Annotated in this window: 23 protein-coding genes; 5 read left to right on the top strand and 18 right to left on the bottom strand. The window is 72.0% G+C overall.

What is annotated here, in order from left to right:
* Window positions 1-93 precede the first annotated feature (93 nt).
* The gene (locus WFI16_RS08865) at window positions 94-906 is read left to right on the top strand and encodes a transglutaminase-like domain-containing protein (RefSeq protein ID WP_419897460.1); all 813 of its coding nucleotides are present in this window, start codon (window positions 94-96) and stop codon (window positions 904-906) included.
* Window positions 907-952: 46 nt separating this feature from the next.
* Here WFI16_RS08865 and WFI16_RS08860 read toward each other — a convergent pair whose 3' ends face one another.
* Window positions 953-1,639, bottom strand: coding sequence for a fumarylacetoacetate hydrolase family protein (locus tag WFI16_RS08860; protein ID WP_419897459.1), 687 nt, complete (start codon window positions 1,637-1,639; stop codon window positions 953-955).
* Between the two features lie 120 nt (window positions 1,640-1,759).
* Between WFI16_RS08860 and WFI16_RS08855 the strand changes: the two genes are divergently transcribed.
* Window positions 1,760-2,431, top strand: coding sequence for a FadR/GntR family transcriptional regulator (locus WFI16_RS08855; RefSeq protein WP_419897458.1), 672 nt, complete (start codon window positions 1,760-1,762; stop codon window positions 2,429-2,431).
* Between the two features lie 63 nt (window positions 2,432-2,494).
* On the opposite strand, the gene WFI16_RS08850 is transcribed toward WFI16_RS08855, so the two are convergent.
* The 3 genes from WFI16_RS08850 to WFI16_RS08840 all read right to left on the bottom strand — a co-directional run bounded on the left by WFI16_RS08850 (window position 2,495) and on the right by WFI16_RS08840 (window position 5,559).
* Window positions 2,495-3,214, bottom strand: coding sequence for a haloacid dehalogenase type II (locus WFI16_RS08850; RefSeq protein WP_419897457.1), 720 nt, complete (start codon window positions 3,212-3,214; stop codon window positions 2,495-2,497).
* A gap of 111 nt (window positions 3,215-3,325) precedes the next feature.
* The gene (locus WFI16_RS08845; RefSeq protein ID WP_419897456.1) at window positions 3,326-4,873 is read right to left on the bottom strand and encodes a sensor histidine kinase; all 1,548 of its coding nucleotides are present in this window, start codon (window positions 4,871-4,873) and stop codon (window positions 3,326-3,328) included.
* 2 nt (window positions 4,874-4,875) lie between these two features.
* Window positions 4,876-5,559, bottom strand: coding sequence for a response regulator transcription factor (locus WFI16_RS08840; RefSeq protein WP_419897455.1), 684 nt, complete (start codon window positions 5,557-5,559; stop codon window positions 4,876-4,878).
* Between the two features lie 145 nt (window positions 5,560-5,704).
* Between WFI16_RS08840 and creD the strand changes: the two genes are divergently transcribed.
* Together creD and WFI16_RS08830 are read left to right on the top strand one after the other, a co-directional pair.
* On the top strand, window positions 5,705-7,057 hold the full coding sequence (creD, locus tag WFI16_RS08835; protein ID WP_419897454.1) for a cell envelope integrity protein CreD: 1,353 nt from the start codon (window positions 5,705-5,707) through the stop codon (window positions 7,055-7,057).
* On the top strand, window positions 7,054-7,617 hold the full coding sequence (locus WFI16_RS08830; RefSeq protein ID WP_419897453.1) for a hypothetical protein: 564 nt from the start codon (window positions 7,054-7,056) through the stop codon (window positions 7,615-7,617). Before creD ends, WFI16_RS08830 begins: the two co-directional genes overlap by 4 nt.
* Before the next feature lie 25 nt (window positions 7,618-7,642).
* On the opposite strand, the gene WFI16_RS08825 is transcribed toward WFI16_RS08830, so the two are convergent.
* The 5 genes from WFI16_RS08825 to WFI16_RS08805 form a co-directional block, all read right to left on the bottom strand.
* On the bottom strand, window positions 7,643-8,458 hold the full coding sequence (locus WFI16_RS08825; protein WP_419897452.1) for a transporter substrate-binding domain-containing protein: 816 nt from the start codon (window positions 8,456-8,458) through the stop codon (window positions 7,643-7,645).
* 37 nt (window positions 8,459-8,495) lie between these two features.
* A complete protein-coding gene (locus WFI16_RS08820) occupies window positions 8,496-9,152 on the bottom strand; it encodes an amino acid ABC transporter permease (protein WP_419897451.1) in 657 nt (218 codons plus the stop codon).
* A gap of 9 nt (window positions 9,153-9,161) precedes the next feature.
* Window positions 9,162-9,833: an amino acid ABC transporter permease gene (locus tag WFI16_RS08815; RefSeq protein WP_419897450.1), complete on the bottom strand. Its 672-nt coding sequence runs from the start codon at window positions 9,831-9,833 to the stop codon at window positions 9,162-9,164.
* A gap of 188 nt (window positions 9,834-10,021) precedes the next feature.
* Window positions 10,022-10,531, bottom strand: coding sequence for a hypothetical protein (locus WFI16_RS08810; RefSeq protein ID WP_419897449.1), 510 nt, complete (start codon window positions 10,529-10,531; stop codon window positions 10,022-10,024).
* Window positions 10,519-11,190 carry an NlpC/P60 family protein gene (locus WFI16_RS08805; protein WP_419897448.1) on the bottom strand — a complete coding sequence of 224 codons (672 nt, stop codon included), beginning with the start codon at window positions 11,188-11,190 and terminating at the stop codon, window positions 10,519-10,521. Before WFI16_RS08805 ends, WFI16_RS08810 begins: the two co-directional genes overlap by 13 nt.
* Window positions 11,191-11,384: 194 nt before the next feature.
* Between WFI16_RS08805 and WFI16_RS08800 the strand changes: the two genes are divergently transcribed.
* Entirely contained in the window at window positions 11,385-13,421 is a 2,037-nt protein-coding gene (locus WFI16_RS08800) for a serine/threonine protein kinase (RefSeq protein WP_419897447.1), read from the top strand.
* A 9-nt stretch (window positions 13,422-13,430) separates the two neighbouring features.
* Here WFI16_RS08800 and WFI16_RS08795 read toward each other — a convergent pair whose 3' ends face one another.
* The 9 genes from WFI16_RS08795 to tssB are packed head-to-tail and all read right to left on the bottom strand — an operon-like array spanning window position 13,431 to window position 22,840.
* The gene (locus WFI16_RS08795; protein ID WP_419897446.1) at window positions 13,431-14,531 is read right to left on the bottom strand and encodes a hypothetical protein; all 1,101 of its coding nucleotides are present in this window, start codon (window positions 14,529-14,531) and stop codon (window positions 13,431-13,433) included.
* A 9-nt stretch (window positions 14,532-14,540) separates the two neighbouring features.
* Complete coding sequence (locus tag WFI16_RS08790; protein WP_419897445.1) at window positions 14,541-15,308, bottom strand: OmpA family protein; 768 nt, start codon at window positions 15,306-15,308, stop codon at window positions 14,541-14,543.
* Complete coding sequence (gene tssG / locus WFI16_RS08785) at window positions 15,305-16,267, bottom strand: type VI secretion system baseplate subunit TssG (RefSeq protein ID WP_419897444.1); 963 nt, start codon at window positions 16,265-16,267, stop codon at window positions 15,305-15,307. The genes WFI16_RS08790 and tssG overlap by 4 nt, the downstream gene beginning before the upstream one ends.
* Window positions 16,264-18,087: a type VI secretion system baseplate subunit TssF gene (tssF, locus tag WFI16_RS08780; RefSeq protein ID WP_419897443.1), complete on the bottom strand. Its 1,824-nt coding sequence runs from the start codon at window positions 18,085-18,087 to the stop codon at window positions 16,264-16,266. The genes tssG and tssF overlap by 4 nt, the downstream gene beginning before the upstream one ends.
* Complete coding sequence (gene tssE / locus WFI16_RS08775) at window positions 18,084-18,566, bottom strand: type VI secretion system baseplate subunit TssE (RefSeq protein ID WP_419897442.1); 483 nt, start codon at window positions 18,564-18,566, stop codon at window positions 18,084-18,086. The genes tssF and tssE overlap by 4 nt, the downstream gene beginning before the upstream one ends.
* Window positions 18,563-19,354, bottom strand: coding sequence for a type VI secretion system accessory protein TagJ (locus WFI16_RS08770; protein ID WP_419897441.1), 792 nt, complete (start codon window positions 19,352-19,354; stop codon window positions 18,563-18,565). The genes tssE and WFI16_RS08770 overlap by 4 nt, the downstream gene beginning before the upstream one ends.
* Window positions 19,351-20,829, bottom strand: coding sequence for a type VI secretion system contractile sheath large subunit (gene tssC, locus WFI16_RS08765; protein ID WP_419897440.1), 1,479 nt, complete (start codon window positions 20,827-20,829; stop codon window positions 19,351-19,353). Before tssC (WFI16_RS08765) ends, WFI16_RS08770 begins: the two co-directional genes overlap by 4 nt.
* Window positions 20,830-20,831: 2 nt before the next feature.
* Window positions 20,832-22,328: a type VI secretion system contractile sheath large subunit gene (gene tssC, locus WFI16_RS08760; protein ID WP_419897439.1), complete on the bottom strand. Its 1,497-nt coding sequence runs from the start codon at window positions 22,326-22,328 to the stop codon at window positions 20,832-20,834.
* Complete coding sequence (tssB, locus tag WFI16_RS08755; protein ID WP_419897438.1) at window positions 22,325-22,840, bottom strand: type VI secretion system contractile sheath small subunit; 516 nt, start codon at window positions 22,838-22,840, stop codon at window positions 22,325-22,327. Before tssB ends, tssC (WFI16_RS08760) begins: the two co-directional genes overlap by 4 nt.
* Window positions 22,841-22,932: the final 92 nt, after the last annotated feature.

Here is a 22,932-nt window from a genome sequence, read left to right as displayed (position 1 = left end):
CTTTCCTGCGCAATGCTGCAATAATCCGGACGCCTACTGGAACCCTGGGCGGAGCCGCACGTTTGCCGCCTGACCCTCATCCGCGGAGCACCCATGAAGATCAGCGCCGGCTTCACCCTGGCCTATGATTGCCCCAAGCCGACGCCGATGCTGCTGGTGCTGAACATCCACCCGTCCCGCCGGGCCGACCTGCTGACCGACCAGGTGCTGGAGTTCGACCGGCCGCTGGAGGCCTGGGGTTATCTGGACGGCTTCGGCAATGCCTGCGCCCGCATCATCGCCCCGGAGGGCCGCACCACCATCTCGACCGCCTTTACCCTGTATGATGGCGGCCTGCCCGACGTGGTGGTGCCCGACGCCCCGCAGCACGATATCCGCGACCTGCCGGACGAGGTGCTGGTCTTCCTGCTGGGCAGCCGCTACTGCGACACCGACCGGCTGGCCGACCTGGCCTGGTCGCTGTTCGGCCACACGCCGCCGGGCTGGGGCCGGGTGCAGGCGATCTGCGATTATGTCCATGCCCGCATCGCCTTCAACTACCAGAAGGCCGATGCCACCCGTTCTGCCGCCGGCGCGAATGTCGAGCAGACCGGCGTCTGCCGCGACTTCGCGCATCTGGCGATCACGCTGTGCCGCTGCATGAACATCCCGGCGCGCTACTGCACCGGCTATCTCGGCGATATCGGCGTGCCGCCGGTCGATGATCCGATGGATTTCAGCGCCTGGTTCGAGGTCTATCTCGGCGGCCACTGGTACACCTTCGACGCCCGGCACAACCGGCCGCGCATCGGCCGCATCCTGATGGCGGTGGGCCGCGACGCCACCGACGTCGCGCTGTCGACCAATTTCGGGGCCTCGACGCTGGCGCGCTTCGAAGTGGTGACCGAGGAGGTCACCACCGCCTGACCACCCCCGCCCCCGGCAAGCCCCGGGGGCGGAGATTCCCTGGGCCTCAGCCCTGGTAGGTGACGGTGACCTCGCCGACGCCCTCGCAGGTGCCGTGCATGGTGTCGCCCGGCTTCACCGCCGAGACGCCCGCCGGGGTGCCGGTCATGATCAGGTCGCCCGGCAGCAGCGCGACATAGCGCGACAGGAAGGCGATCGCCTCCGGCACCGACCAGATCATCTGGTTCATGTCGCCGGTCTGCTGCACCTTGCCGTTCACCGAGACCTCGATCTTGCCCTGCGTCGGATGGCCGATCTTCGCCGCCGGCACGATCGGGCTGATCGGGCAGGATTCATCGAAGCCCTTGGCCAATTCCCAGGGGCGGCCGGCCTTCTTGAAGCCCGCCTGCAGGTCGCGCCGCGTCATGTCCAGGCCGATGGCATAGCCATAGACATGATCCAGCGCGCTCGCCTGGTCGATGTCCTTGCCACCCTTGCCGATCGCCACCACCAGCTCGACCTCGTGGTGCAGATCCTCGGTCTGGCCGGGGAAGGGCAGCGTGCCGCCCGGCACCGCGGCATTGGCGGGCTTGGAGAAGAAGAAGGGCGGCTCGCGGTCCGGGTCATGCCCCATCTCGCGCGCATGGTCGGCATAGTTGCGGCCGACGCACCAGATGCGGCCGACCGGGAAGACCCCTTCCTCGCCGGCGACCGGCACGGTGGTCTGGGGGGCAGGCTCGATGACGTAGGACATGGGCGTCGACCTCGTTCAACCAATTGCGCCGATTGGTTACGCCTGGCCCGCCACCCCGTCAAGCGACCCGTCAACGGCCCCCTTGGCGACAGCCGCCCGCAGCCCCTATGGCATTCCGCCATGGACACCGACCGCGGCGGCACGCCGGTGCTGACCCTGCTGCAGGCCTATCTGGCGACCACCCCGCTGCCCGCCTCCGGCCGGCTGCCGCCCGAGCGCGGGCTGGCCGAGGCGCTGGGCGTCTCCCGCGCCGAGCTGCGCAAGGCGCTGGCCGCGCTGGAGGCGGAAGGCCAGCTTTGGCGCCACGTCGGCAAGGGCACCTTCCTCGGCGCCCGACCGCTCGCCGCCATCACCGGCGTTGCCGAGCTCGCCCGCGCCACCACCGCCCCGGAAGTGCTGCGCGCCCGGCTGGTGCTCGAGCCGCAACTGGCCGGCCTCGCCGCCCGCCACGCCACGCCGGTGCAGCGGGCGGCCATGCGGGAGGCCATCGACGCCTCCCGCCGCCCGGGCCTCTCCTGGCGCGCCTATGAAGGTCAGGACGCCCGGCTGCACCGCGCCATCGCCGCGGCAGCCGGCAATGCGCCGCTGCTGCACCTGTTCGACGAGCTCGCCGCCATCCGACGGGTGCTGACCTGGGACCGCGCGCGCACCCGGCCGGACGGGCCGCCGGCGGATCATCCCTCCTTCGCCGAGCATGACGCGATCGTTGACGCCATCGCGGGCAAGGACACCGAACAGGCGACGAGGGCCATGCACGACCATATCGCGGCGGTGCACAGGCTCATCCCGTAGCGAAGAAGCAAGCGCCGGGGGGAGGTATCCCCCCGGGCCCCCTTCTATTTCTGTCAGACAGAATCAGAGACCGAGGCGGGCAGCCAGGTCGGTGAAGTCGCTGGCGACCACCTCCCACTCCTGCTCGGGCACCAGGTCGATCGTCTGGCCAGGGCCATGCTCGGTGGGCCGCGCCACGAAGGCGGTGCGCAGTCCGCAGCGCCGCGCCGCCGCCAGGTCGCCGTTGTGCGCGGCCACCAGGCAGACCTGCTCGGGGCGCAGGCCCAGCACCTCGGCGGTGCGCAGATAGGCCTGCGGCGAAGGCTTGTAGGCCTGCGCCACCTCGGCGCCCAGGATGGCGTCCCAGGGCAGGCCGGCCCGCTTGGCCATGTCCAGCATCAGCCGGATATTGCCGTTGGACAGCGGCGCGATGATGTAGCCCGCCTTCAGCCGCTGCAGCCCCGCCACCGAATCCGGCCAGGGGTCCAGCCGGTGCCAGGCGAGGTTCAGCGCCTCCAGCTCGCCGGGCGCGACGGCGGCGATGTCGATGCCGAACTCCGGCAGGATGTCCTCCAGATTCTCCCGGTGCAGCACGTCGAGCCGGGTGAAGGGCCGCCGCCCGCTGCGCACCTCCTCCATCGCCGGCGAATAGCGCCGCCGCCAGGCCGCCGCGAAATCGGTGGCGCTCGCCGCCGGCGCGTGCCGGGCGAGGAAGGGCGCGGCCTCGCGCGCGATGCCGCTGCGCCAGTCGACGACGGTCCCGAAGACGTCGAAGACCAGCGCCTCTACCCCGTTCAGCGTCATGATATGGTTCCTTCCTGGCGTTCCCGTCCGGAGCAGACCAAAAGACCGCGACGAAAAGAAGGGGGGGGCCGGGGAAATTCCCCCCTACCCCCCGCGAAAGCAGGCTTGCCGTCAGGCCAGCGGCAGGGTCAGCAGGAAGCGGGCGCCCGGCCCCTCGGGCAGCAGGCGGATCTCGCCGCCGGCCGCCTCCAGCCGGCTACGCACGATCGGCAGGCCGAGCCCGGTGCCACCGGCCTTGCGCGCGGTGGTGAAGAAGCGGTCGAAGATCCGCCCCGCATTGCCGCTGGTGACGCCGCGGCCATCATCGGCGACGAGGACGCCGATGCGGCCCGGCCCGGCCTCCAGCCCCCATTCGATGCGGCATCGGGCGCCCGGCCCGGCATGCTGGCGGACATTGTCCAGCAGGTTGGCTAGCACCTCGCGCAGCATGTCGCGGCCGATGCCCACCGTGACCTCCGGCCCCTCCAGCGTCACCGCCAGCCCCGCCTCGGCATAGGGTGCGACGATTTCGGCGATGCCGGCGCGCAGCGCGCAGCGGGCCGGGGCGCGCGGCTGCGGCGCCTCGGCCCGCGCCAGCTCCAGCAGGCGGCGCACCAGCCGGTCGAGCCGCAGCACGTCGCCCATCGCCTGCGCCAGGAAGCGCTCGCGCTCCGCCTCGCTCATGCTGGCGCCGTGCTCCTGCAGCAGTTCGAGCCCGCCGCGCAGCGCCGCCAGCGGCGTCTTGAATTCGTGGCTGACCTCGGCAGCGAAGGCGCCGATATAATCGGCCCGCCGCTCCAGCGTCGTTGCCATGGCGGTGATCGCCGCCCAGAGCTCGTCGGCCTCGCGCACCGCGCTGCGCCGGGGGCGCTCCATCGGCACCCGGGCGCCGCCGGCGACGGCGCGCGCCTGCAGCGTCACCGCCTGGATCGGCCGGCCGACGGTATAGGCGATGAAGGCCGCCAGCGCGCCGGCCGCCAGCAGCACCGCCAGCACCAGCCCGCCGATCTCGAAGCGCTTGCCCCAGAGGATCTGGTCCAGCGTCGCCGGCGTGCGCGACAGCAGCACGGCGCCGATCACCACGCCCTGTTCCAGCACCGGCTGCACCACGAAGACGCGCAGCGCTGCGCCCCGGCTGATCGAGCTGGCATTGGTCGGCGCCGAGCGCGTCGGCACCCGCGCCCGCAGCGCCGCCGCCGGCTGCCCGGCCAGGGCGAGCGCCACCTCCTGCTGTGCCGCCAGCGACAGGCCGAGCTCCTCGCGGCTGCTGGCCACCACGGTGCCGTGGCGGTCCATGACGCGCATGGCCGCCAGCGTCACCAGCTGCGTCTCGGCCAGCACGCTCTGCAGCAGGGCACCGGCCTGCAGCGCCCGGGGCTCGGGCGGCTGCATCGGCGGCAGCGCCTCGGGCGGGGGCGGCAGCACCGGGTCGCGCGCCAGGTCGAGCGAGGCACCGCGCGGCGTCCAGTCGCGCACCTCCGGCAGCGGCGGCGCCGGCAGGCCGCGCCAGGCGGCGCGGTAGGCGGCGGCGATGACGGCGCCCTGCGCCACCAGCTCGCTCTCGGTCTGGCGCACCAGCGCGCTCTCATACAGGCGCAGCATCCAGAGCCCGCCCAGCGGCAGGGCCAGGAGCAGCAGATTGGCGGCCAGCAGCAGGCTGCGGATGCGCGGCTTGCGCATCCTCATCCGGCCTGGAAGCGGTAGCCGAGCCCATGCACCGTGCCGATCGGCTCCGCGCCAAGCGCCGCGAACTTGCCGCGGATATGGCGCACATGGCTGTCGATGGTGCGGTCGCTGACCACGCGCCGGTCGGGATAGGCGACCGTCATCAGCGCGTCGCGGGTGAAGACCTTGCCGGGGGCCGCCGCCATGGCGCGCAGGATGGCGAATTCGGTGACGGTCAGCACCACCGGCGCCGCGCCCCAGAAGACCTCGAGCCGGTCGGGGATCAGGCGCAGCGCGCCGCGCTGCACCACCGGATCGGCCGGCGCCTCGGGCTCCGGTGGCTGCAGCCGGCGGAGAACGGCGCGGACGCGCGCCACCACCTCGCGCGGGCTGAACGGCTTGGTGACATAGTCGTCGCCGCCCAGCTCCAATCCCAGGATGCGGTCGACCTCGTCGTCGCGCGACGACAGGAAGATGACCGGCACGTCGCTGGTCCGGCGCAGGCGGCGGCAGACCTCGGTGCCATCCATCTCCGGCATCAGCACGTCGAGCAGCAGCAGGTCCGGCGCCGCCTCGGCGAAGCGCGCCAGGGCCTCGAGCCCGTCGGCGGCCTCCACGGTCTGGAAGCCGTCACGGCCGAGGGCGAAGCAGAGGACGCTGCGGATATGCGGGTCGTCATCGACGACCAGAACCTTGGGCATGGACAGTCCGGCCAGTGAGGCAGCCGCCCGTGCCGGGCCCTGCACGGCATTTGCACCAAAAATCAGCCGCGGCTGCAAGGCGCCTCCCTCGGCACTGCATCGGCGGGCGCCAGGCTCGGGGCCTCACTCTTGCTGGAGCCGCGCCATGATCCCGCCCCTGCCCACGCCCGCCGAAGAGCCCGTCCCGTCCGCCACCCCGGCCGCTGGCACGCCGCCGCGCCCGGCGCTCGGGCCGCTGCCGCGCAAGCTGATCGGGCTGCTCACCCTCGGCCTGCTGCTGCTGGTGCCGCATTTCCTGATCGACGAGGTCATCGGCGAGCGGCAGAACCGCCAGCAGGAGGTCGAGGAGGAAATCGGCCGCAGCTGGGGCCGCCCGCAGAACGTGCTGGGGCCGGTGCTGGTGCTGCCCTATGTCGGCACGCTGCCCTCCTCCGGCAGCCAGACGGAGAAGCGCGGCCGCGGCGAGATCATGCTGCTGCCGACCCAGCTCAACGCCCGCGCCGTGCTGGCGCCCGAGACCCGCCGGCGCGGCGTCTTCGAGACCACGGTCTATACCGCGCAGCTTTCCCTGGAGGGCAGCCTGACCCTGCCGCCGATCGCCGTGCCGGGCGTGGCGGATGCCGAGCTGCTGTGGCGCGAGGCCTATCTGCTGACCGGCGCCACCGAGCTGCGCTCCGGCGGCGGGCGGCTGACCGTCGATGGCACGGCGCTGGCGGGCAGCGACATGCCGAGCGATCCCGGCCTCTGCGGGCCGGGCGAGACGCAGCGCTGGCCGCTGCGGCTGGAGGCGGCGCCCGAGGCCGGGCGCGAGCTGCGCTTCGCCCAGATGCTGGAGCTGCGCGGCACCAGCCGGCTGCACCTGCTGCCGCTGGCCGGACAGACCCGGCTGCATCTGGAGGCGCCCTGGCCGAGCCCGAGCTTCGGCGGCGCCGCCCTGCCGCAGAGCGCTGATGTCACCACCGCCGGCTTCACCGCCGACTGGTCGATGCGCGGCCGCGGCCTGCTGCTGCGGCAGAACCTGCGCGCCTGCGGCGAACCCGACGGCATCGGCGTCACCCTGCTGGAAAGCGTGCCGACGCACCGCATGGTCAGCCGCGCCTCGAAATACGCGATGCTGTTCCTGTCGCTGGCCTTCGTCACCTATCTCTGCTTCGAGCTGGTGGCGCGCTGCCGCATCCACCTGGTGCAATACGGGCTGATGGGCTGCTCGGTGCTGCTCTTCCCGCTGCTGCTGCTGGCGATCGGCGAGCCGCTGGGCTTCGGCGCCGCCTATCTGATCTCGGCCCTGGCCGTGCTGCTGCAGGCTTCCGCCCATACCGCGGCGGTGACGCGGCGGCCGGGCATGGCGGCCGTCTTCGCCGCCGTCATCGGCCTGCTGTTCGGCTTCCTCTATGTCGTGCTCAGCCTGGAGAGCTACGCCCTGCTGGTCGGCGCCCTCGCCCTGTTCGGCGCGCTCTCGGCGGTGATGGCGGTGACCCGCAAGGTGGACTGGCAGTGACGCGGCGGCGGCGGGTGGTGCTCGGCACCGCCCTCCTGGCCGGCGGGGTGCTGCTGGGCTCGCTGGTGGCCCGCGCCATGGACCGGCTGGTGCTGCCGCAGCTGCCGACCTACACGGCGACGGCGACCTTGCCGGATGCCGCGCCACGGGTGACGCTGGATGTCTATCCGCGGCCGGAGGCGCAGGGCGAATACAGCCGCCGCCTGCGCTTCGCCGGGCCGGCGGGCAGCGTCACCCGGACCCTGGCCGCCGATCATGGCGGCCAAAGCCGCGTCAGCCTGTACCGCACGCCGCAGGGCAGCCTCGCCGCGATCACCCCGTCCGGCGAGGCTTTCTTCTACGATGCGACGGCAGGGACCGTCCGCAGCCTGCGCGGTGATGTCGAGGGCGAGCGGGGGGACGGACCCTTCACCTATCTCGGCGCCTTCGACTTCGTCGAGACGGCGGGCCGCCAGGGAGTGCATTTCCGCCTGATCCCCGCCGAGGAGCAGGCGGAATGCAATCCGGCCAGAAGCGGCGTGCCCACCTGCCCCCGGCTGCGCGCGGCGCGGCGCGAGTAACGCGCCGCGCCAAATGCCAGAAAGATCAGAACTGCGGCATCGGCGGCAGCGGGTCCATCGGCGCCTTGAACCAGCGCTGGTGGATGGCGGCGAGTTCGCCATTGCCGGCGATCGTCTTGATGAAGTCGTTGCACCAGTCGCGCAGCGCCTCGTCCTGCTTGCGGAAGGCCATGCCATTGGCCTGGGCGCGAAGCGTGAATTTCGGCTCGATCTGCAGGTTGGGATAGTTGGCGGTCAGCTGGGCCAGGACCGTGTTGCTGGCGCCGATCGCCTGGGTCTGGCCGGAGATGATCGACTGGGTGGTGGTGGCGTCGTCGTCGAAGCGCATGATGCGCGCCTCGCGCGGGGCGATGGCGGAGACGGCGGTGTCCTGGGTGCTGGCCCGCGCCACGCCGACGCGCACGCCCTTCAGATCCTCGGCATTGCGGATCTGCGTGCCCTTGGGCGCCAGGATATAGGTGGTCAGCGCGCTGTAGGGGTTGGAGAACAGCACCTGCTTCGAGCGCTCCTCGGTGATCCCGAAGGTCGCCACCAGCATGTCGACCTTGTTGGTCAACAGGAAGGGGATGCGGTTGGGGCCGGTGACGGGCACCAGCTGCAGCTCGACGCCCATCGCCTTGGCCAGCAGGTTGGCGACATCGACGTCGTAGCCGGCCGGGTTCTGCTTGTCGTCGGTGCCGCCGAAGGGCGGATAGTCGGTCAGCGTGCCGATCTGGATGCGGCCGCGCTTCTTGATGTCGTCCGGCGTCGCGGCCAGCGCCAGGCGCGGCAGCAGCGCGGCGCCGGCAGCGCCGAGCGCCAGGGCGCCAAACCCGCGGCGGGTGGGGGTGAAGACATTCATCCTGGAATCTCCCTGTGTTCTTCTGGGTGCCCGGCGATCAGGCGCGCGCGCTGGCCTCGGCCAGGCGCCGCTCCATCCGCCGGCTATAGGCCGAGAGCGGCCAACAGATGATGAAATAGGTCAGCCCCACCAGACCGAAGATGGTGAAGGGCTGGAAGGTGGCGTTGTTGATCACCTGCGCCGCGCGGGTCAGCTCGACGAAGCCGATGATCGAGGCCAGCGAGGTCGCCTTGATCAACTGGACCAGAAAACCGACGCTGGGCGGGAGGGCGATGCGGATCGCCTGCGGCGCGATGACCAGCCGCATTTGCGCCCAGTAGCGCAGGCCGAGCGCGCCCGAGGCCTCCCATTGCCCGCGCGGCACCACCTCGATGGCGCCGCGCCAGATCTCGCCCAGGAAGGCGCTGGCATGCAGCGACAGGCCGATGGCCGCGGCCGCCCAAGGGTCGACATCGAGGCCGAAGATGCCGGGGATGAAGAAGGCGAGGACCAGCTGCATCAGCAGCGGCGTGCCCTGGAAGATCTTGATATAGGCGAAGGCGATCCAGCGCAGCGCGCGGATGCTGCCGGCGCGCATCAGGGCGATGATGACGCCGCCCAGGCTGCCGCCGGCGAAGGCGACGATCGACAGCAGCAGCGTCCAGCGGACGGCTGCCAGAATGTAGAAGACCTCGTTGGGGCCGAAGCTGCGCATCGCTGGCCCCTACCGCACGGCCGGCTGGCGCAGGAAGGCGCGCTCGATGACGGCGAAGATGCCCCAGAACAGCAGGGACATGGCGAAATAGATGCCGGTAACGACGAAATAGACCTCGAAGCTGCGGAAGTTGCGGGCCTGGATGTCGTTGGCGGCGGCGGTCAGCTCGGCCGCCGCGATCGCCGAGCAGACGCTGGAGTTCAGCATCAGCAGGATGAACTGGCTGGTCAGCGACGGGTAGATCGCCTGGATCGCCGGCTTCAGCACGACCAGGCGGAAGATCTGCAGCGGCTTCAGGCCGAGGGCGCGGCCGGCCTCGATCTGGCCGTGATGGATGCTCTCGATGCCGGCGCGGATGATCTCGATGCCATAGGCGCCGACATTGATCACCATGGCCAGCAACGCCGCCTGGTCGGCTTCCAGCCGGATGCCGATGGCGGGCAGGCCGAAGAAGACGATGAAGATCTGCACCAGGAAGGGGGTGTTGCGGATCAGCTCGATATAGGCGTCGATGACGAAGCGCAGCGCGCGCGGCCCGTTGTTCTTGCCCAGCGCGCCCAGCACGGCGACGACCATCCCGATCGCCATGGAGGCGGCCGAGAGCCAGAGCGTGCGCAGCGCGCCATAGGCGAGCTCATCCCAGGCAGCGAAGACCTGGGAGAATTCGAAGGTGTAGTTCATGCCGCCCGGCGGCCCGCTTCGGGCATGGGCCTGCTCCCCCTGCTGGTGGCGGGCCTGGGGCCGTCGCCGGTTCGTTCCTGGACAGCGGAAGGCTGACCCGGATCGCGCCCCGGTGCAAGGGAGATGATGAAAGAATAAGAATAGAAGGGGGATTCGGGGGAATACTTTCCCCCGATCTTTCTTACTTCTTACTCATCTTCCAGATAGACCCGCGTCAGCTTCCATTGGCTGCCGATGCGCGAGAAGACCAGCGCGCCGACCCTTGCCTGGTCGCCGGCGACGGTCGGCTTGCGCGGATCCTGGCTGAGGCTCTGGGTCTGCTGCACCAGGTCGCGGTTGGTCTGCGGCTGGCGCGGCGAGAGCCCGCTGTCCTGGTTCAGCACTTTCGCCAGCGTGGCGGCGAAGCGATCCTGACCGATGCGCTGGACGCCGCTGTCATCGAGGGTCCCGGCAACCTCGAGCGGAAACCGCGTCATGCCGGCGAGCGCCGCGTTGTCGCCTGCCAGCGCCGCCGTGCGGAAGGCCTGCCACTGCGTCTGCAGCGCCGCCGGAATGCCGCTGGTGCTGGTCCCCGCCGCCGCGCGCGGCGCCGGGGCCGCGGTCTGGGCCGCGCAGCCCGAGGCCAGCAGCGGGCAGGCCAGCAGCAGCGCCGCCAGCAGCGGCGCGCGCATCGAGGAGGAGCGCGTCACCGCGGCCACCGCTGCGCCTCGATGTCGTAGCTGGCGAGGTTGAAGTTGGAGAGCTTCACCATGTTCCCCTGGTTGCCGCCGAGCAGCGTGATCCGCCCGGCGCTCTGCTGGGTCATGAAGCCGACGTGATAGCCGGAGGAGGAGCCGGTCGCGGCGTCATGCCCGCTGCGCCGGCGCCGCAGCACCGTGATCGCGCCATAGCGCGGGCCGCAGGCCGAGCCATAGCCCTTCCAGCTCTTGGCGGCGGCGCTGTTGGTGCCGCTGTAGCCGGCCTGGCGCATCACCCAGTTGACGAAGCTGGCGCACCAGGCGACCTCGTCGCTCTGCGCCTGCAGGCCGGTGGTCATGTGATACTCGATGATGCGCGGATTGTGGCGGCGGCCGGGGATCTCGGTCACGCCCAGCTCATCCTCGGCAATCGCCATCCAGGGCGCGCTGCCGTCATCGGCAGCGGCGGCGGCGTGCTGCGGCGCCGGATTGGCGACCGCCATGCCGCGCGGCTCGGCGGCATGGCCGGGGATGCTCGACTGCGCGCTCTGGTAGGCGCGCAGGGCGGCGCGGGTCTTCGGGCCGATGATGCCATCGACGGCCAGATGCGGCGGCGGGCGCAGCTTGGCGTTCAGCATGGCCTGGAGGTGGCGGACCTCATCGGATCGTGCAAGCGGCATCGGATCTCTCTGGCTTGTGGGCGCGAAGGATCGCACCTGATGCAGCGCGGCTCTTGAGCACCGCGTGGGCCGCAGGCTAGATGCCGCCTGCCGCCTGGTCCATGCGGCGGCGGCCATGCCGCAGGTCACAAATCCGGGGGTCCGCTGCGCGTGAAGACTGGACGCCGCCATCGCCGCGCCGCAGGCTGACGTCCATGTCCGAGCCTGAGGTGCCGCCGGCGATCGCCGCCAAATACGAGATCCGCGGCACGCTGGGCCGCGGCGCCACCGGCGTGGTGCTGGACGCCTTCGACCGGCTGATCGCGCGCCCCGTCGCCATCAAGCTGGTCGAGCTGCCGCCGGCGCATGATCCCGAGGCGGCGGAGGTGCATCAACGTTTCCGGCGCGAGGCGCAGGCAGCCGGGCGGCTGTCGCATCCGGCCATCGTCGCCATCCATGATTATGGCGAGACCGCCGAGCAGGCCTGGATCGTCATGGAGCATGTCGGCGGCGGCACGCTGAAGGCGCTGCTCGATGGCGGCCGCCGCCCGCCGCTCTCCGACAGCGTGCGGATCATGGCGCAGGTGCTGGAGGCGCTGGCCTATTCGCATGCGCGCGGCGTGGTGCACCGGGACATCAAGCCGGCCAATATCATGCTGGCCGAGCCGGACGAGAATGGCGGCCCGCGCATCAAGATCGCCGATTTCGGCATCTCGCGGCTCGAGGACCAGGCGATCACCCGGCTCGGCACCGTGCTGGGCACGCCGAGCGCCATGGCGCCGGAGCAGCTGCGCGGCGAGGCGGCCGACCACCGCGCCGATATCTGGGCCGCCGGCACGGTGCTCTACCAGCTGCTGACCGGCGAGAAGCCGTTCGATGGCGGCTTCTCCGCCATCATGCACAAGGCGCTGCACACCGAGCCGGTGGCGCCGTCGCTGCTGACGGTCTCGGTGCCGCGCGCCTTCGATGCCGTGATCGCCCGCGCTTTGGCCAAGCGTCCCGAGGACCGCTTCGCCAGCGCCGCCGACTTCGCCGCCGCCATCGTCGAGGCGGCCGATGCCGGCACGGAGAAGCGGTTTGCCGATGCCGGGCCGCTGCCGGGGCTGGACGAGGATGCCACACTGGTCGGCGCCTCGGCGGCCGTGACCCGGCCGGTGCCGGCGAAGCAGCCGCTGGCGGCGACACGTCCGGCGCCGAAGCCGTCCCGCGGGACCGGCTGGGCGCTGCCGGTGGTGGCGCTGCTGGCGATCGGCGGCGCCCTCGGCGGGTATGTCTACTGGCAGCAGCGCGCGACCTCTTCGGGCGGCGGCGAGGGCCCACGGATCGCGACGGTCGATCCCGGCCTGCCGGCGGTGCCGCCGCGGCCCGAGGCACCGCCCCCGCCGCCGCCGCTGAACGGCCCGACGCCGGGTCTGCCCGCGGCCCCGCCGCCGGCGCTGGCCACCCCGGAGCCGCCGCCGCCGGAACCGGCGGCGCCGCCCGAAAGCCCGCCGGCCCCGCCGGAGACGCCAGGCCCCGCCACGCCGCCGGACGCGCCCCCCGAGGCTGCCCCACCCGAAGCGGCGCCGCCGGAAGCCCCGCCGCCAGCGCCCGATCCGGCGCGGCTGCGGGCGGTGCTGCAGACCGTGCTGCAGGAGCAGAGCTGCGCCCTGCTCTCGCCCGAGATCCATGCCGATGGCGCGATCCTGCAGGGCCCGGCGCCGCGCGGCACGGCGGAGGCGATCCGCCGCCAGCTGGACCGCGCCGGCATCGCCGCGACCAGCGTCTCGCTGGCGCTGCAGGAGTATCGCGGCCCCTATTGCGGCCTGGCCGAGGTGCTGCGCCCGGTGCTGGCGCCACCCGATGCCGGGCCACAGCTGCGGCTCGACGGCCACCAGCCGCTGCTGCGCGGCGAGATGCTGCGGATGGAGATCACCATGCCGCCGCGGCCGGCGCTGCTGGAACTGCTCTACGTCACCAATGACGGCCAGGTGGTGCAGCTCAGCCCGGCCGAGGCGCAGGTGGCGGCTGCCCGGCTGCGCAAGGGCGATCCCGGCCCCGGCTTCCCCGGCTGGACGGTGGAGGAGCCCTTCGGCACCGACCTGCTGCTGGTCATCGCCAGCGACCGGCCGCTGTTCCCGGCGACGCAGCCCACGGTGCAGACGCTGGCCGAATGGCTGCCACAGGCGCGCGCGGCGCTGGAGACGCTGCGGCGCGGCGGCGGCTGGGCGGCGATCCGGCCGCAGGTGGTGGCGGTGGCGCCGCGGCCTTAGCCCCGCCGGCTACCGGTCGGCGGGGTCGAGCGGCAGGCCCTGGAAGCTGGCCCCCTCCAGCAGCATGGCGCGCAGATTGTCCGCCTGCACCGGGGTCAGGTTGGCCATGCGCGGGCTGAAGAAGCGGGCATCCGGCGTGAACAGCAGATAGGCCTGCATCTCGCCGGCCATCAGATCGGCATTGCGGGTGTCATAGCCCTCGCGCGCCAGGAAGGCGCGGAAGCCGGCGCGCTCGCTTTCCACCAGCCGCTCGCTCCACACGCGGCGGACATGCGCGGCGTAGAAGGGCAGCGTGAAGTCGTGGCCATGGCCGATCTCGTGCCGAAGCGTGGTGCGGCGCGCCGCCTCGTCGACCGCGCCGCCGGGCGCGACGATGGAGATCAGGGCGATCTCGCCGGACGGTTCCGCGTGGCGGGCGGCGGCCAGCTGCTCGGTCACCCATTGCTCGGCGGCGTTCAGCGTGATCCGGTCCCGCGCAGCCAGCGCGAAGAAGCGGACCAGGTCCGAACCCCGGTAGTCATGGCCGTAGTAGAACGTCTCGGCACGCTCGCCGCTGCGGGCCAGCACCGCGGCGAGCTCGGCCTCGGTCAGCACGCGGTCGCGCGGCGTCGCCGCCTTCTCGACCAGGGCTGCGATGCGGTTCAGCGCGGCGCCCTGGCTGGCGAGATCCGGAAAGTCGAGCACGAAGATGCGCGGGTTCTCGACCAGCCGCAGCAGGGTCGGGCGCTGCGGGCGATGCGCCGCGATCTCGGCCTCGCGCAGCAGCGGCGGCGCGGCGCGGGGCGGCCCCGGCGCGCGCGGCGGCGGCGCATCGTCCAGCGGCAGGCGCAGGACGGGCGGCAGTGCCTCCGCCGGGGCGGCGGCGGGCGGCGGCGCCGTCGGAGCGGTCGGAGCCGCCGCGATCGGGACCGGGACCGGCGCCGGCGCGACGTCGCGACCCAGAAGAAGCCAGCCGCCCAGCCCGAGCGCCATGGCCAGTCCGACCGTCGCCGCGCCCCAGCCCAGCGCGCTGGCGCGGCGGCGCCGGCGGCGCAGCAGGCGGAGATCCATGCCCGGCGGCAGGCGGATGGTGTCATCCACCTCCGCGGCCGGGCGGCGGCCAGGCTTCACGGGAGTGGATCAGCCGCCCAGGTTCAGCACCTGGACGCGGCGATTGGCGACCTCGGGCACCTGCGCGCCGGTCGGCACCAGCAGCTGGCTGTCGCCGAAGCCCACCGCCTCCAGCCGCGCCGGATCGACGCCGTAGTAGCGCACCAGCAGCTCGCGCACCGCGATGGCGCGGCGGCCCGACAGCGCCAGGTTCATCGCCGCCGAGCCCACCGTGTCGGTATGGCCCTCGATGCGGAAGCGGAAGGGGCGCAGCGTCTTGCTGTTCAGCGCCTCGCCGAGCGGGGCGAGCGCGCGGACCGCCTCGCGCGACAGCTCCGCCGAGCCGGTGGCGAAATGCACGGTGATCGAGGCCGCCGGTACATCGGCCGGCGCCGTGGTCAGCCGCACGGGCGGCGGCGCGGCGGCGGCAGCCGTGGCGCCAGCGGCAACCTTGCCCAGCAGCGGCGGCGGGCCGCCGGCGGGCGGCAGCGGCTCGGGCGCGGTCTCGCGCACCGCCTGGCTGGCCAGGCTGGCATCCGGCCGGATCGCCAGCGGCGGCGGCGCGGCGGGGGCCGAGGCGACGGGCGGCAGCTCGGCCAGAGGCGGCGCCTCGGCCGGGGCCTCGGCGCCCGGGATGCGGATGCCGCGGGTGCGCGGGCGCAGCTGCTCGATCAGGCTCTGCGCCGCGGCGCTGCCCGCCTCGGCCGGATCGGCGGCGCGCGGCGCGGCAGCCGGCGGCAGCAGCATCGGCAGCCCCAGCAGCGGGGCCAGCAGCATCATCCTCGCGCGACGGGTCATCGCCCGACCTCCTCCTGCATCATGCCGGCCTGATCGGCCGCCTCGAAGATCGCCTCGGCGGCATCGCGCCGGCGCGGCGCCGCCTGGCCCATCCAGCTGGTCCAGCCCAGCCGGCCGCCGCCTGCACCCAGAGCCATGGCGGGCACGGCGGCCGCCGCCAGCACCAGGTTGATGGCGAAGCCGGTATCAAGCCCGACATGCAGCCGGGTCAAGGCCACGAGACGGTGATGCCGCGGCGTGCCCGGCAGCAGCGCCTCGAAGTCAAGCCGCGGCAACGGTCCGATGCGAATCACGAAGCGTGACTGCGCATCCCAGACCTGGGCGCCGAGTGCCGTGCTGAGCCCCAGCGCATTGTGCTGCCGCCCGGCGCCGAGGCGGGACCGCTCGCTGTCCGGCAGCCGCAGCCAGCCGCCGGCGAATTCCTCCAGCTCGACCGGGAAGCCGACCTCCTCCTGCAGCAGCGCGCGCAGCCGCTCGGCCGAGCGCATCCGCGGCGCCAGATTGCCGGCATGGAAGAGCAGCGCCGCCGCCGGCACCCCGGCGCGCGGCGCCAGATGCGGCGTGCCGAGACCGATCGCCGCCGCCAGCGCCCGCTCGGCCGGCAGCGGGTCGCGCGTCGGCCGATACTTTCTTCCAGCTGCGGCCCAGAGGCCGGCAAAGCGGCCGCCGAGCAGGTCGACGAAGGCATGCAGCGCCTCGGACCGCTTGCGCTTCTCCTGGGCCACCGTCGCGGTGTGGTGGCGCGGCAGCACGCCGCCCGGGCCGATCAGCCCGAAGGCGCCCAGCGTCAGCTGTCGCCTGGCCGGGTCGGCCGCGACCACCGCCGCGGTCGGATGCGCCAACCGCGCGGTGGAGCGGTAGCGCAGCGCCCGCGGATCGCCCTGGCCGCTGACGATGTCGATCGCCTGGTCGAGCTCGAAGCGCTGCGGCGTGCGGACCAGGCGTTCGAGCGGGGTCACAGCAGCACGCGCGTCCCGCTGCGCGGCGTCCAGCGGGCGGCGATGCCGGCCCGGCCGCGCAGCACCACCTGGCAGCGGGTGAAGGCATTGACCGAGACCTGCAACGCCAGGAAGCGCTCCAGCACGGCGGCCAGCAGATGCAGCCCGCCGGCCTGCCATCCGGCCGGATCGAAGGCCAGGGTGACGTCCAGGCCACGAACAAAAGCCCCTGCCCGCCCGCCAGGCAGCCGCGCCACACCAGGCCGCGCCTCGACCGCGACAAGGGCGGAAATGGCCGCGCGGTTCTCCGGCGTGTCGCGCAGATCGTGCAGCCGCAGCATTTCCTTGAGTGCCAGCGCGCCCTGCTCGCCGCCGGTGATGCCCAGGTGGTTCAGCGCGAGATGGGAGATCAGCTTCCAGGCGCTGCGTTCCTGCAAGCCGGGGCGGAGCGTCGGCGTTGGCGCGGAGAGGCATTCGGCGCCATCGAGCGAGACGCCGCCATCGGCGACGCGCAGCCGCGGCTGGCCGCCGCCGAAAGGCAGCATCGCCGGCAGGTCGCGGTTGCAGCAGAGCGCATCGATGCTGAGCACCGCATCCGCCGGCCGCGCCGGATCGAAGGACAGGTCGCGCAGCGCCAGATGCGTCTGCGTGCCCCCCAGCCCCGCCGGGGCGGCACGGCGCAGCGCCAGATAGTGGACCTCCGCCGCCGTCTCATCCGCCTCGACGCGGCCGAGGCGATGGAAGGGCAGCACCTCGCGCCGGCGGCCATCGGGGCGGCTTTCGCGGATGCGGGTCAGCGAATGCACTTCCAGCGCCGCCGGCCGCCGCGCATCGGGCATCACCTGCCATTCGCTGCGGGTGCCATCCAGCGCGATCGGCTCGCAGCGCTGCGGAAACAGGTTGATGGCCGGGGTACAGCCCAGGGCGAAACTGTCGGCGGTGACCGAACGCTCCAGCTCCGGCACGGCGCGCGACAGCCAGATGAAAATTTCGATCTTATCGCCCTGCTGCATCAGGCTGCGGGCGTCGATCCCGTCCAGCTCGACGTAGAGAAACTTCTCGGGGAAGGCAAAGTATTCGGTGAGCAGGCGGTAGCCGTCGAAGGCGCGGTTGGGCCAGGGCAGCGCCGCCTCCTCGCGCGCGAAGCCAACCGGGCGCAGGCGGGACGCGTCCAGGATGGTGGGCGACGGGTCGGACGGCCCGTCGGCCAGGGCGATGGACAGCACCGACTGGCTGAGCACCTCGTGCAGCAGCGCTGCCTGGGCACCGGCGCCGCGCAGATGCAGCCGCAGCCTGTCGAGGCCGAGCTCGGCCATCGGCAGGTCGGGCGAGAGGGTGCGGAAGGTGAGCCGCAGGCAGGCCGCGGCACCGGCGGCCGCCCGGTTCGGCGGCGCGGCGATCGGCAGGCCGGTCAGCCGCGCCTGTTCCAGCACCAGCGGCCAGAGGGTGACGTCATGGCAGCTGCGGAAGCGCACCGGCTCGCCGCGTACCGGCTCGCTTTCCACCGAGAGGCCGCGCGGGATGGCGACAGGGGCACGTAACTCGGCGCCGGGGCGCAGCCGCAGCGTGGTCATCGACGGCACTGGCGCCAGCATCTGCGGCGACAGCATTTCTAACAGCGCGTCGGAGATCTCCGGCAGCTCGTCGTCCAGGCGCTGCTGCGCGCGGGCGGCGAGGAAGGCAACGCCCTCCAGGAGCCTTTCCACGTAGGGATCGTCGGCGGTGTCGCCGGAGAGACGCAGCCTTCCCGCGACCTTCGGATAGGCCTCGGCGAACTCCCCGGCCTCGCGGCGCAGCGCGGCGAGCTCCCGGTTGTAGAAGGGGAGCAGCGAATCGCTCATGTCGGGCGGACCGTGACATCGAGCGTCGCCGGGCGCAGCACCGTCTCGAAGGCGATCTGCTCCGGCGCCGGATCGGTGCGCAGCACGGCCTCGACCCGCAGCCGCAGCACGCGGTCGAGCTGGTCGCGCTGCCGGTCGTCGATCTGCACGGTGACGCCGGCCAGCCGCGGCTCGAAGCGGCGCAGGCTGACCTCGACCTCGCGCGCCAGCGCCAGCCGCGCCTCCTCGGTGGTGAAGCTGCCGGCGGTCGGATCGGGCACGCCATAGCCCAGCGGCGAGACGGCGAGCTCCGTCAGCCCCGCCGGCAAGGGACGGCGGCGGCGGCGGGCATTGAGCAGCGCCTCGACATCGCGGCGCACCGCCTGGCGCATGGCCTCGATCGCCATAGGCTGGGTCGGGGTCGGATCGGCCGGCGCCGCCGGATCGGCGTCCAGCAGACGATCCAGCAACGGCAGGTGGATGCGCCGCGCCTCGCTCATGCGAAGTCGAGCCGGGTGATCTCTGCGGGTGTCAGCGCGCCCTCCCCGGCCAGCCAGAGCCGCAGCCCGGTGCCGCGCACCGGACCCGGCGTCTCGCTCCAGACCGTCTCGCGGCCCAGCTTCTGCGCGTCGTTGCCAGCCTTCTGCGGATAGAGCATGGGGACGAAGACCAGCCCCTCGGTGCCGTCCTTCAAGACCAGCGTGGCGCGGCGCCAGGCCAGGTCGCGGGCACGGCGGATCGGCTCGAAGGCGATCTGGGCGACGCGCTCGACCGGCACCCACATCGCATCGCCGCCACTGGTCAGCACCTCGATCTGCGGAGCAAAAATGTCGTCGGCATCGCGGAAATCGTCGAAGGCGGTGCCATCGGCGCTGCCGGCGATGCGCGGGCGCAGCGTCTCGGCTTCCTCCGCGGCGGCGGCGGCCCCTTCGGCATCGCCGGCACGCGCCAGGGCCAGGGCGCGCAAGGCTGCGCGCTGCGCCGGGGTCGGATCGTCGCCCTGGAACTTCGGCAGCGCGCCACGGGCAAAGACAGCATGACGCTGCTGCTCGCCGCGCAGCAGGTGGCGGAATTCCAGCACCGCCGGCGAAGGCTCGGCCTGCAGCACGGCATCCAGCGCCTTGTCGGCGCGATCGACCTCGCCATTGAGCAGGAAGAACTCGGCGAGCAGCCAGCGCAGGCCGGAATCGCGCGGCTGGCTGCGCACCGTGGCGATGGTGGCGGACAGCGCGCCGGAAAGATCGCCGGCCTGGAAGGCGAGGCTGGCGGGGTCCTGGATGGTGCTCATGCCGCGGCGGCTCCCGGCGCCTGGAGATCGGTCACCAGACGGAAGGCGGCGCCGACCTCGTCCAGCTGATAATGCGGCTGCAGATGCAGCACGCAGCCATAGACGCCGGGGCGCCCCGGCTGTTCCTGCACGCTGACGCGGGCATTGCGCAGCGGGTAGCGCGCCGCGCTCTCACCCAGCGCACTGCCGGAGGAATTGGTGAAGCCGGTGAGCCAGCGCTGCAGCTGCCGCTCGACTTCCTCCGGCGTGCGAAAGGCGCCGACCAGATCGCGGCCCATCACCTTGATGCAATGCGCGAAGCGGCTGACGCAGAGGATGGCGTTGAACTGCGCCGAGAGCCGCTGATTGGCCTCGCCCGCTTCGCCGGCCATGCGCGGCGGCCGGTGCAGCGCGGGGGCGGCGGCAAAAGTCAGTTCCGGGAGTGCTTCCAGCCCCAGCAGGGGAAGGAGGCCGGCCTCCACCAGTTGGCGTTCCTGCAGATCGGTCAAGGCGAGTTCCACCGGCGGTCGCGGCGGCAGGCCCGGCGCGTCACCCGACAGAGGATCGACCGGCAGCGCATCGACGACACCGCCCATGGCTTCCTCGGCGACGGCGGCACCACGCAGATCGGCCGGCCAGCCATAGCGGGCAAAGGCGCGCAGCACCACGGCGCCCATGGCATAGACCGGGCTGGTCCAGACGCGGCCGCCCAGCGCACCACGCGGCCGGAAACCATCGGCACGGAGGCCCTCATCGGCCCAGGGCGCGCGCGCCAGCATGCGCGGCAGCAGCAGCGCCAGGAAACGCGTGTCCTCGCGCTGCTGCAGGCTGCGCCAGCGGCGATGCGCCTCGTCGCGCAGGGCCTCGGTCAGGTCGAGGGCTGCATTGGCCTCGCTGAACTCGTCCAGCCCGAACAGCGCCGGATGCGCGGCGATGGCGGTGGGGGCGAAGGCCGCAGCGGCCACCGCGGCCAGCGCGTCCAGCCCGGCCATGTCGTCGCTCGGGCTGCCCGGCCCCGGCGCGTGGCGCAGCGCGTAATCGGCCAGCAGCAGGCCGAAGGGTTCCCCGCCCGGCTTGCCGAATTCCTCTTCGTAGACGGCACGGAACAGCGCCGACTGGTCGAATTCCGCGGCGCGCTGGAAGTCGCGGCACAATTCAGGCCAGCGCACCACCAGCAGGCGCAGCCGCACCCGCGCGCCATAGGGCAGCCGCCCGGCCAGCCAATGCAGGCCGCGCCAGGAGCCTTCCAGCTGCTGCAGTCTCGGCGTTTCCAGCAGCGCGCCGAGCTGCGCGTCGATCATCGCGTCCAGCGCCGCGATATCACGGTCGATGGCCTCGCGCAGCGTGTCGGCATCGGCGAAACGCTGCTCGCCGAACCAATCGAGAAGATCGCCCTCAACGGCAAAGGCGGCGAGCGCTGCCGCCGCCTCCGCCCCGGCCGTGCCGAGGAAGCGCCCGGCCAGCACCGCTTCGCGCAGCGCGATGCTGGCCGTCATGCTCACGCCTTGTGCGGGATCCGCGCCACCATGCGCATGGAGGTGGTCAGCTCCTCCATCTGCAGCCAGGGGCGCATATAGGCGACGGCGTTGTAGACGCCCGGCTTGCCGGGAACTTCCTTCACCTCGACCTTGGCCTCGCGCAGCGGGTATTTCGCCTTGCTCTCCGGCCCGGCATTCTCATTGGCGTTGACGTAGTTCTTGATCCAGCGGTTGAGCCAGACCTCGCAGTCGCTCGCCTCCATGAAGGAGCCGATCTTGTCGCGCGCCATCACCTTGAGGAAATGGGCGAAGCGGCCGGTCGCCATCAGATAGGGCAGCCGCGCCGAAATGGCGGCATTGGCCGTGGCCTCTGGACGGTCGTACTTCTTCGGCTTCTGCACCGACTGCGCGCCAAAGAAGACGGCATGATCCGTGTTCTTGTAGTGGCAGAGAGGCAGGAAGCCGAGGGCCGAAAGCTCCGCCTCGCGGCGGTCGGTGATGCCGATCTCGGTCGGGCACTTGGCGTCGGTGTCGCCATCATCCGAGACGAAAGTATGTGTCGGCAGGTTGGACACCTTGCCGCCGCCTTCGGCGCCGCGGATGGCGACGCAGAAGCCGTTCTGCGCGAAGGCATCGGTCAGCCGCGCGCCCATGACATAGGCCGCGTTCATCCAGCAATAGCTGTCATGCGACATCTGCTGCGGGCGGCCAGCGGCATCGGCCGGCGCTTCCTCATAGCCGAATTCGTCGACCGGCACGGTGCCTGCGCCATAGGGCAGACGGGCGATGACGCGCGGCATGACCAGGTTGACGAAGCGGCTGTCCTCGGTCTCGCGGAAGGCGCGCCACTTGGTGTATTCGGCCGTGTCGAAGATCTTGGCGAGGTCGCGCGGCTTGGACAGGTCGCGCCAGTCCTCGAAGCCAAACATGCCGGCACCAGCGGCCGAGATGAAGGGCGCGAAGGAAGCGGCGGCAACGTTGGAGACCAGCCGCAGCGTCTCGACATCGTCCGGATGGTTAGTCCATTCGTAGTCGCCGATCAGCGCGCCATAAGGCTCGCCGCCCGGCATGCCGAACTCGTTCTCGTAGAGCTTCTTGAACAGCTGCGACTGGTCGAACTCGGTCGCGCGCTGCAGGTCGCGCGACAGCTCGCGCTTCGAAGCCTGCAGCAGGCGCAGCTTCAGCGAGGTGCCGGTCTCGCTGTTCTTCACCAGATACTGCAGCCCGCGCCAGGAGCCTTCCAGCTTCAGGAAGCGCTCATTGTGCATCACCGCGTTCAGCTGCTCGCTGACCTTGCGGTCGATCTCGGCGATGGCACGGTCGAAGGTCTGCTGCAGGTTGCGGTGGAAGGTGACGGTGCCCTTCAGCGCTTCCTCGGTCAGCGCCTTGATCAGCTCCTGGGCACGGTCGCGCTCGGTCTGGCGCGTCGCGCCCAGCACCTGGTCGAGCAGGCCGGCACCCGCTTCCGTCTCGGTCGCCGCCGCGGCCGGGGCGGCGCCCTTCTGCGCGCCGCTCATGCCTTGGGCTCCTTCTGATCGAGCCCGAGCTCACCCGACAGCTTCTGCAGCTTCGCCTGGTCCTGCAGCACTTCCTCGAGCAGGCCCTCAAGCTCCTCCGAGCGGTCGACCTTGCTCATCAGGTCGCGCAGCTTGGCGCGGGTCTCGAGCAGCGCCTTCAGCGCCGGCACCTGGTCGGCGACGCGGGCGGGCGAGAAATCCTCCATGGAGCGGAACTTCAGGTCCACCGCCATCTGGCTGCCATCGCCCGCCAGGGTGTTCTCCACCTTCAGCTTCAGGCCCGGCTGCACACGGGCCATGACGTCATCGAAATTGTCGCGATCGATCTGCACGAATTTCCGCTCGGCCAGCGGCTTCAGCGGCTCGGCCGGGTCGCCGGCGAAATCGCCCATGACACCGACGACGAAGGGCAGTTCGCGCTCGATCTCGGCGCCCTCGGTCTCCACCTGATAGGTGATGTGGACGCGCGGCTTGCGGACGCGCGCCAGCTTGTCGTGAACGCTACCGCTCATGCAGGCGATCTTCCTCTCGTCAGGGCCACGACGCCTCGGGCGCCCCGGACCACTTCGTTCCGTCGATGCGATATTCGCGCGTGACGATGATC

Origin of the sequence: Roseomonas sp. USHLN139, assembly GCF_037145735.1 — a bacterium.
Classification (GTDB): Bacteria; Pseudomonadota; Alphaproteobacteria; order Acetobacterales; family Acetobacteraceae; genus Pseudoroseomonas.
Note: the sequence above shows the minus strand (reverse complement) of the source record. Positions and strands in the feature narration are given on the sequence as shown.

Bases quoted from the DNA above. Each gene is read 5' to 3' on its own strand.
- WFI16_RS08865 (WP_419897460.1), top strand. From the start codon at position 94: ATGAAGATCAGCGCCGGCTTCACCCTGGCCTATGATTGCCCCAAGCCG.
- WFI16_RS08860 (WP_419897459.1), bottom strand. From the start codon at position 1,639: ATGTCCTACGTCATCGAGCCTGCCCCCCAGACCACCGTGCCGGTCGCC.
- WFI16_RS08855 (WP_419897458.1), top strand. From the start codon at position 1,760: ATGGACACCGACCGCGGCGGCACGCCGGTGCTGACCCTGCTGCAGGCC.
- WFI16_RS08850 (WP_419897457.1), bottom strand. From the start codon at position 3,214: ATGACGCTGAACGGGGTAGAGGCGCTGGTCTTCGACGTCTTCGGGACC.
- WFI16_RS08845 (WP_419897456.1), bottom strand. From the start codon at position 4,873: ATGCGCAAGCCGCGCATCCGCAGCCTGCTGCTGGCCGCCAATCTGCTG.
- WFI16_RS08840 (WP_419897455.1), bottom strand. From the start codon at position 5,559: ATGCCCAAGGTTCTGGTCGTCGATGACGACCCGCATATCCGCAGCGTC.
- creD (WP_419897454.1), top strand. From the start codon at position 5,705: ATGATCCCGCCCCTGCCCACGCCCGCCGAAGAGCCCGTCCCGTCCGCC.
- WFI16_RS08825 (WP_419897452.1), bottom strand. From the start codon at position 8,458: ATGAATGTCTTCACCCCCACCCGCCGCGGGTTTGGCGCCCTGGCGCTC.
- WFI16_RS08820 (WP_419897451.1), bottom strand. From the start codon at position 9,152: ATGCGCAGCTTCGGCCCCAACGAGGTCTTCTACATTCTGGCAGCCGTC.
- WFI16_RS08815 (WP_419897450.1), bottom strand. From the start codon at position 9,833: ATGAACTACACCTTCGAATTCTCCCAGGTCTTCGCTGCCTGGGATGAG.
- WFI16_RS08805 (WP_419897448.1), bottom strand. From the start codon at position 11,190: ATGCCGCTTGCACGATCCGATGAGGTCCGCCACCTCCAGGCCATGCTG.
- WFI16_RS08800 (WP_419897447.1), top strand. From the start codon at position 11,385: ATGTCCGAGCCTGAGGTGCCGCCGGCGATCGCCGCCAAATACGAGATC.
- WFI16_RS08790 (WP_419897445.1), bottom strand. From the start codon at position 15,308: ATGACCCGTCGCGCGAGGATGATGCTGCTGGCCCCGCTGCTGGGGCTG.
- tssF (WP_419897443.1), bottom strand. From the start codon at position 18,087: ATGAGCGATTCGCTGCTCCCCTTCTACAACCGGGAGCTCGCCGCGCTG.
- tssE (WP_419897442.1), bottom strand. From the start codon at position 18,566: ATGAGCGAGGCGCGGCGCATCCACCTGCCGTTGCTGGATCGTCTGCTG.
- WFI16_RS08770 (WP_419897441.1), bottom strand. From the start codon at position 19,354: ATGAGCACCATCCAGGACCCCGCCAGCCTCGCCTTCCAGGCCGGCGAT.
- tssC (WP_419897440.1), bottom strand. From the start codon at position 20,829: ATGACGGCCAGCATCGCGCTGCGCGAAGCGGTGCTGGCCGGGCGCTTC.
- tssC (WP_419897439.1), bottom strand. From the start codon at position 22,328: ATGAGCGGCGCGCAGAAGGGCGCCGCCCCGGCCGCGGCGGCGACCGAG.
- tssB (WP_419897438.1), bottom strand. From the start codon at position 22,840: ATGAGCGGTAGCGTTCACGACAAGCTGGCGCGCGTCCGCAAGCCGCGC.